The following is a 6,681-nucleotide window of genomic DNA, read 5'->3' as shown; positions in this document are numbered from 1 at the left end:
CCGGACGCTCACTTTGTTCAATTAGGTCAAATCGAAAATGGTGTAAACGAAAGGGCAGTTCACTGGAATGCCAAAACTGCTTTTTCGTTTACACCATCATCGATTCTAACCTAAAGAATTTAGCTTTGTATCTGTTTTATTACAAGATTTATATTTTCTTCAATGGGTTTTGTTCCGTCAATTCGTATGATAGGACAGTTTAAAGACTGTATCCATTTTTCAACGATATTCTCGGCTCTAGATTTGACTAAATCAAAAAAGCGATCTTCCTGTTCATATAAATCTCCGCCTAATAGCATTCTATTACCAAATTTCTGAAAAGAACGGTTTTTAACACGTTTCATTCGAACGTCTTTCGGAACATCAATCAATACGGCATATTGAAAAAAAGGATAAATAATTTCTCCATAATCACCCTTTACAGACGCAAAAACAAAATTTTCATGTTTTTCAATCTCATTGAGTAGAAGTTTTTCAACATCTTCACGAGTACGTGGAGCTGCATAGATATAAGCAGGGTCTATTTTAGGAAAATACAAGTCTTCATTATCTATAAAATAAAAATGCAACTTCTCTGCAAGAGCCTTTCCCAGTGTACTCTTTCCAGTGCCGTTTAACCCACATACAATAATTTCTGTTCCCATAAATTACTTCCTTAAATCCCGATTTGGCGATTTGATTATATCATACGAAAACAATTGCAGGAAAGCGAAAATTGTATTTGTCGGAACGTGCGAAGAAATATCTCGATATGATTTTGCATCATAACGAATGTAATGGTTTTAACAGCAAATATTTACTATTAGATAAAAGCGGAGAACGACTTCATGAATACTCTGTCAATAATGTATTAAGACGGTTAAATAAGCAGATTGACACAATACAGAAAGGCAACCATAGTATCAGAAAAAACCTTATTTCAAGGATGATGGAGTTGGGCCAACTGGCAAATGAAGAAATCAGAATGTTTGCAGGTCATGAGGATTTTTCCAAAACAGCGAAGTTTTATAATTATTCAACTGTTTCATGGGATAAAAGAACAGATGCTTTTGAAAGGGCACTCGGATAAGTATATTGAAAAGTGTAACCAATTACTCTTAAAATAAAAAAGGGAAACCTTAGAAAAATCAAGGTTTCCCACACTTTTAACCACTGCGGAAGATGGGACTTGAACGAATTTTATCTTCTGCAAATACAGTAAAAGAAAGGCTTTCAGTGCATCTCTATTCCAACGTGTTCAAAAGGGTGTTCAAAATACTTATATGTTGAACACCCTCTGCTATTCATCTTCGAAAATTGTCTCGTTCATTTCAGGAAAATCTAATAGTTCAGAAGCAGACATATTTAATCCAACGGCTAATTTATGCAAAGTTTTAAGCTTGGGATTTCTGGTTTTTCCTTTCATAAGATTTTCAACTGTGGATTGTGTTATACCTGATAAATTAGCCAATTTATTAATTGTAATATTTCTTTCAGTACACAAATCTGTTAAACGCTTAATTATTGCATCAGAATATGTCATATAAAATCTCCTTTTGACTAATAGTCAAGCAAAAAAAGTATAGGAGATTCCAAAAGGCATTGTTAATGGTATACGGTTATTTTTAAGAAGTATTTATTCATCGTCAAAAGCGGTCTCGTTCATTTCTGGAAAATCTAAAAGATTAGAAACAGTCATATTCAGGCCAACCGCTAATTTGTGCAAAGTTTTGAGCTTGGGATTTTTTGTTTTTCCTTTTATAAGGTTTTCAACTGTGGATTGTGTTATACCTGATAAAGTTGCAAGTTTGTTTATCGTAATATTGCGCTCATTGCATAATTCGGTCAGCCGCTTGATAATCGCATCTGAATATGTCATAGATTTTCTCCTTTTAATACCATGAAATAAGAAAAGTATAAAAAATTTGAGCCATCATCATTAACGGTGCACGGTTGACACATGAAATATTATGTGCTAGATTAATGTTGCACGGTTATATCGTTTTAACTGCAACATATAAGGTTACTATTGTGTAAAAGGAAAAAGTTATGTCATACCGGACAAGACAGGATATTTCAACACATCAAGAATTGCTAAAGGAAATTATTACATTTAAAGAAACTTTTTACTTCATCTTCCGCAATGCCGGAAATCCTAAAATCGAAATTATGGTATATGACCCCGATAAAAACGAAAGCCATCTATTTGAAATAAATACAAAGTATCAAAGGGATACAACTGAAATTATCGAACGAAAATATAATGAATTATATTGTAATATAAATTTTTTTAGAAATTTTGAAAATATTGCAGGGGTAGATTTCAGCGCAAAGGGAACTGTTCGTGGTAAGCAGACAATTTATAATAATCCAGACTCCCCTTGGAGTTATCATTCTATGTTAATGGAGAAAAAATACCATAATATCATATGATATTTACATATGTGCCATGTAGTTTATATATATTGCAAAGAATGGAGTAAAAATGAGAGAAAATATTTTAGATGAATTTCAATCAAATATCATGGAACGGCTTGGAAATATTTATAACAATAATAATGAATATAAAAAGAGTCTCGCAAAAGAAATAAAATTATTTAATCAATTACAAAATAATTTTAACAGAGAGCAAATGAATATGGTTGAGGATTATCAAAAAGCAATGTGCGCAACAACAGGTATATGTGAACTTTTAGCTTACAGACAGGGAATGAGAGACCTTGCATCTATTCTGGGCGTTAATTTAAATGGATAAAGAGAGATTCTGAGAAAGTGCTTTAGAACCTCTCTCCTGACTCAATAAATCAGCTTCCTCTCATAGAAAACAATCATTAATCATTTATTGCTTTTGAATTTTCCGGCTTTGGCCTTTCAAAAATTGTTATTCCTTAAAAAAGCCTTTTGAAAAAACTAGTTGCTTCTTTTAGCTCTTCCTCCGTAGGTTCTTTCTGTTTTCTTTCATTATCTCCCAAATATACAGGAATTGCTTCCCCATCTGCATTATAAAATGATACGAAATCGTCCATATTAACAGCTATTTCCACTTTCCACTGAATATTATTGTCAGATATTACAAATTCTTTGTTCAGGTCTAAAATTTGATTGTTTTTAGCGTATGCAGTATCCATTTTAGCATTAATGATATTTCTGGCGGAAAAGTATTCCCAAAGCGCATCGCTTATCTTTATTATGATTTTATTATCCTTACATGAAATTATATCTCTTATGTCTACGCCAAATTTCTGTTTCTTTTCTTGAGCATTATCATCGCTTTTTGAGGCATCTACCTTATATAGCCAATCAAGTGAGCATTCATATTTTTTGACTAATTTCCTGGCATGCTTTATCGGTATTTCTTCTTCACCATTCTCATACTTCCTATATGTTCTTTGCTTTATTCCTAAAAATCGTGCCATTTCTTCTTGTGTTCTTATTGAATTTTGTTCACGTAAATCACGAAGTCTGTTCTCTATCATAAGTACTCCTTTCATGCAAAATAATGGCCTATTTTCTTGTCCTTTTTCTAAGTGCTTAAGTCAGCTATACTGCTTAATATAGAAATCTTCCAAACCTATAATATATTACAGGAGTTTCTACTGCAACTACAAATTAGAATCGCGATTTTGCCCATCTGATTGTTCTGACGAGAACAATCAGAAGAAAGGAATTGTATTCAAGTGAAAAACAAATTGGTAATTTCATTATTGGCCGTAAACAATGGATTAGATTATGCAATCCTGACTGGGAAAAGTCCTGTTTACCCATTTGAAAACAACAAAAAGATTTCTGACACGCCTATAAGTTGGAAAATTGAAGTCGCGCTACAGGGAAGTCGTCTTTCTGCATTAACCGTCAAAGTTGACGGCGCAGCTGACCCATTGCCTGAAATCAGCGACGAGGAAATCGAGGCTAGTTGTGCTAGCCTTAAACTATTAGCTGTCCGCTTTAAGGAATGTTCTATTACCGTTTATACAATTAATAATTCTATGGTGATGTCAGCAACAGCGTCCGGCGTAGAACTGGTTAACTTTAAAAAATAACAATGTAGGCAAAGGCAAAAATTTTTGCCTTTGCCTTGGAGAAAGGAAAAAGGGAAATGATAAAACAAAGGATTTTAAACCTTATAAAAGCATATTGGAGATGGGTTTTGTCCATAGTGCTGTACCTGATTGCTGTTTCTGGTATTTGGCATTACCGGAGTATAGTTTATCATCGTTATCTTCAGCCATTCTGTGAGGTGCTTTGGGGAGACAGGTTACTGGATATGGTTTTATTTGCCTTTTTATTGACTGGCTTTCTTTGCCTTATCTTAATATTACGTTGCCCGCCGATAGAACAATTTCGGTTCGAAAAAGCCTTCAAAGAAATGGGGATAAAAAACAGCAACGGAGAATATCCTGTGCTTTTATCAAAAAGGAATGACCCCTATATGAAGCATGGGCACATTTATAAAATAAACAGTGCTGGCATTTCCACAGATACTTTTGACTCTCATGTGGTGCAGATTAAAAGTGCTCTGGCACTCCATGTATACAGGATAGATTTGACAACAAAAGCAAAGAGAATACTGCTTTATGCAAAGCCGCTTAAATATATCAAGCCCACTGTTATTTCTGTTGATGATACGATTTTTTCACGTGAACTATGCAAACTTCCAAACCTGCTCTGCATAGGGAAAACCGGAAGCGGTAAAAGCACTGCCCTTATAACACTATTGGGAATATATGCAAGATATATACCGTCTGTCAGCCTGATGGTTTTGGATTATAAGAATAATCTTTTTTCTCATTGGGGGGATACAGAGAATTTTTACGGATTTGAAAGCACCATTGACGGCCTGAGGAAGTTCTATCAGGAATTTACGGAACGTCTGGTGGCCAATGACGAAGAACGAAATAAGCAGATAAAAGTACTCCTTATTGATGAATACAGTTCTTTTCTTTCTGCACAGGACAAGAGGACCTCTGATGAAGTAAAATCCATGCTTGCCAATTTACTCAATATGTCGAGAAGCCTTGGGCTAAAAATTGTCATAGGTATGCAGGCCGGATATTCTGAATATTTTAAGGCCGGGGCAAGGGAGCAGTTTCATTCGATTCTTGCCCTTGGAAATATTTCAAAGGAGCAGAAACAAATGCTTTTCTCTGAATATAAGGAGCAGATGAATGAGCAGAACAAAGTAGGCGAAGGCTATCTGCTGATAGACGGCAAAGGAGTTGAAAAAGTAAGGATAGCGAAAAGCGACAATAAAGGAAGCGTTATTAATGATATTTATGAAGCTATGAACCGTTGACCCCAACGGCAAGGAAACGGCGAAGCAAAGCGGAAGCCGTTTCCTTGCCGCCGCCGTCAGGCGGCTGTTAACTTGATTATTATAAAATAATATCAGAAAGCAAAGACCGCTAATGAAAATCGAGAAAGTGAAAAAGAATATGCGCCTTTATGAAGACAGTCCTGTACAGTTAAAATGCATGGGAAACGTCTTTGAGATACGTTCCATGGCGTATCCATCTACAAGCCCTATCAGGAAGTTAGATAAAGATTATTATCTGGAGCTTTCAACCGGAGAAATCTGCGAATTTAAACATAATGACCGCCGGACGGATAACCTGACAAGTATTGCGCAGTCTTTAAAGCATTTACGTGAATATATAAATACCAACATTACAGACCCACTGAAAACATTATTTATCACGTTGACATATGCGGATAATATGCAGGATTCGGAAAAATTATATAATGATTTCCGCAAATTTAATATGCGTCTGACCTATTACTTTAACAAAAACAGGTTACCGCACTATGAATATATCGTGGCAGTTGAACCGCAGGCAAGGGGGAGTTTGCATGCACATGTGCTGTTGATATTCCAGACAAAAGCGCCATTTCTTCCAAACAAAACGCTTGCCCGGATATGGGGACACGGGTTTGTCAAAGTCAATGCACTAAAAAATGTAGATAATATTGGCGCATATCTTTCCGCATATTTAGGTGATATGGAGCTTCATGAAACAATGTCTGCATCTGATGTGGCATGTAAAGGATTTAAGACAGTAGAAAGCGTTGACGGACAGGGAAAACGGAAGACAAAAGCCATTGTTAAAGGCGCAAGATTAAAGCTCTATCCCAAGGGATTCCGGCTTTTCCGCAAAAGCAAAGGTATTTTACCGCCGGAGATTAAAAAATGCACGTATGAAGAAGCTGTGCAGGAGATTGGAAACGCCGATTTAACATACGAAAAAACAATTAAAATAACAGGTGATGAAGGGGAAGTCCATAACGTTATAAATTACCAGTATTATAAGAAACAGCCGGAGACACAAACTGATTAAAAAACAAATGCATATTTCCTTACTGACAATCCGCCTGGCGTCCAGGCTGTCACAAAGCACTTAATGAGTTCGCACTCCCGATACTTTCCGTTGCCGATGGTACGGAGTGCGAAACGAATTTAGTGCGGCTGACTGGTACGGCAAGCTATAGATAATACTTAAATTTTTAGAGAAAGGGGGTGTTGCTCTACATGATTTCTATATCTCCAAGCAAAGCATTGGAAATTTTGAAAATAATTTCCGGCTTATCTGACGCCGATGCATTGACAGAATTTTTTAATCTTGCTAACCCGGATTCTCGAAAACGTGACGATGAATTTTCGCCACACTTAGCCGAATTCCCTGAATTTTATTGACAAAACCACCATTT

11 protein-coding genes are annotated in these 6,681 nt (G+C 35.8%); 7 read left to right on the top strand and 4 right to left on the bottom strand.

Translation table 11 applies throughout. From position 1 onward, the window contains the following. Positions 1-119: 119 nt before the first annotated feature. Positions 120-644, bottom strand: coding sequence for an AAA family ATPase (locus D5281_RS23605; RefSeq protein WP_160562351.1), 525 nt, complete (start codon positions 642-644; stop codon positions 120-122). 71 nt (positions 645-715) lie between these two features. Here D5281_RS23605 and D5281_RS23600 point away from each other — a divergent pair, with 71 nt between their 5' ends. Continuing rightward, complete coding sequence (locus D5281_RS23600) at positions 716-1,069, top strand: tyrosine-type recombinase/integrase (RefSeq protein ID WP_160562350.1); 354 nt, start codon at positions 716-718, stop codon at positions 1,067-1,069. Positions 1,070-1,279: 210 nt separating this feature from the next. Here the strand turns inward: D5281_RS23600 and D5281_RS23595 are convergent, their stop codons facing one another. Then, positions 1,280-1,522, bottom strand: coding sequence for a helix-turn-helix domain-containing protein (locus D5281_RS23595; protein WP_160562349.1), 243 nt, complete (start codon positions 1,520-1,522; stop codon positions 1,280-1,282). Between the two features lie 93 nt (positions 1,523-1,615). After that, positions 1,616-1,858 (bottom strand): helix-turn-helix domain-containing protein, encoded by a 243-nt coding sequence (locus tag D5281_RS23590; RefSeq protein ID WP_160562348.1) that lies wholly within the window; start codon positions 1,856-1,858, stop codon positions 1,616-1,618. A 170-nt stretch (positions 1,859-2,028) separates the two neighbouring features. Here D5281_RS23590 and D5281_RS23585 point away from each other — a divergent pair, with 170 nt between their 5' ends. Beyond that, the gene (locus D5281_RS23585) at positions 2,029-2,412 is read left to right on the top strand and encodes a hypothetical protein (protein WP_160562347.1); all 384 of its coding nucleotides are present in this window, start codon (positions 2,029-2,031) and stop codon (positions 2,410-2,412) included. A 52-nt stretch (positions 2,413-2,464) separates the two neighbouring features. Beyond that, positions 2,465-2,734: a hypothetical protein gene (locus tag D5281_RS23580; RefSeq protein ID WP_160562346.1), complete on the top strand. Its 270-nt coding sequence runs from the start codon at positions 2,465-2,467 to the stop codon at positions 2,732-2,734. A gap of 133 nt (positions 2,735-2,867) precedes the next feature. On the opposite strand, the gene D5281_RS23575 is transcribed toward D5281_RS23580, so the two are convergent. Continuing rightward, complete coding sequence (locus tag D5281_RS23575; RefSeq protein ID WP_160562345.1) at positions 2,868-3,455, bottom strand: helix-turn-helix domain-containing protein; 588 nt, start codon at positions 3,453-3,455, stop codon at positions 2,868-2,870. A 201-nt stretch (positions 3,456-3,656) separates the two neighbouring features. Here D5281_RS23575 and D5281_RS23570 point away from each other — a divergent pair, with 201 nt between their 5' ends. The 4 genes from D5281_RS23570 (at position 3,657) to D5281_RS23555 (ending at position 6,667) form a co-directional block, all read left to right on the top strand. After that, complete coding sequence (locus D5281_RS23570; RefSeq protein ID WP_160562344.1) at positions 3,657-4,019, top strand: hypothetical protein; 363 nt, start codon at positions 3,657-3,659, stop codon at positions 4,017-4,019. Between the two features lie 56 nt (positions 4,020-4,075). Further along, entirely contained in the window at positions 4,076-5,272 is a 1,197-nt protein-coding gene (locus D5281_RS23565) for an ATP-binding protein (protein ID WP_160562343.1), read from the top strand. Between the two features lie 112 nt (positions 5,273-5,384). Further along, positions 5,385-6,311, top strand: a complete 927-nt coding sequence (locus tag D5281_RS23560) for a rolling circle replication-associated protein (protein ID WP_160562342.1) — start codon at positions 5,385-5,387, stop codon at positions 6,309-6,311. Positions 6,312-6,502: 191 nt separating this feature from the next. Further along, positions 6,503-6,667: a hypothetical protein gene (locus D5281_RS23555; protein ID WP_160562341.1), complete on the top strand. Its 165-nt coding sequence runs from the start codon at positions 6,503-6,505 to the stop codon at positions 6,665-6,667. Positions 6,668-6,681 lie beyond the last annotated feature (14 nt).

The organism is Parablautia muri (assembly GCF_009917485.1).
Lineage (GTDB): Bacteria > Bacillota > Clostridia > Lachnospirales > Lachnospiraceae > Suilimivivens > Suilimivivens muri.
The sequence above is the reverse complement of the archived record's forward strand: the minus strand, read 5'-3'. Positions and strand labels throughout refer to the sequence as shown.